The sequence below is a fragment of the Bacillus sp. I-2 genome, from assembly GCF_001974945.1.
GTDB lineage: Bacteria > Bacillota > Bacilli > Bacillales > Bacillaceae > Bacillus > Bacillus safensis.
In genome coordinates, this window is sequence record NZ_LZRW01000024.1 from 1 (window position 1) to 478 (window position 478).

General features: G+C 55.6%; 1 protein-coding gene. It reads left to right on the forward strand.

The features are described from left to right. The coding region (locus BAE31_RS08970; protein ID WP_076840257.1) for a hypothetical protein at positions 1–478 on the forward strand (478 nt) is incomplete at both ends.

Genomic DNA, 478 nt, shown 5'->3' on the forward strand with positions numbered 1-478 from the left:
CGTTCATGCTTCTTGTCGGCGCATTTTCCCTGTATTGGCTTTGGACTCACATTCTCCCGCTGTACGGCAGGCTCTTGCGAAATGCGCCAGTCGTGGAAACGCCGTACCTGGCATTCTGCCTGCTCATGGCACCCCCTGTTGTCCTGATCTGTGCCGTGGGCGGAGCCATCGCATTCTGGACCGGCAAGAAGTTTGATCCGCCTACCCATTCAAGCCTTTTCAGATTCCAGAACCTGATGATTGGCTCGTCGATCAAGATCATCCTGTACGTGGTCCCAGCGTTGATGATCCTGACCACCCTGGCGTTGTTGGCCAGAGGCTATTCCCCCTGCCCCAACCTCCTTGTTTCGGGCTCCGCCTGGCAACTGTTCTGGGTCAACGATGATCGTGTCTGTTTCAAGCCGGACCGCTATATCAACGACAACTGGCCATGCAAGACGATCAACGGAAAAGATGTGTGCATCCAGGTGGATGGGCG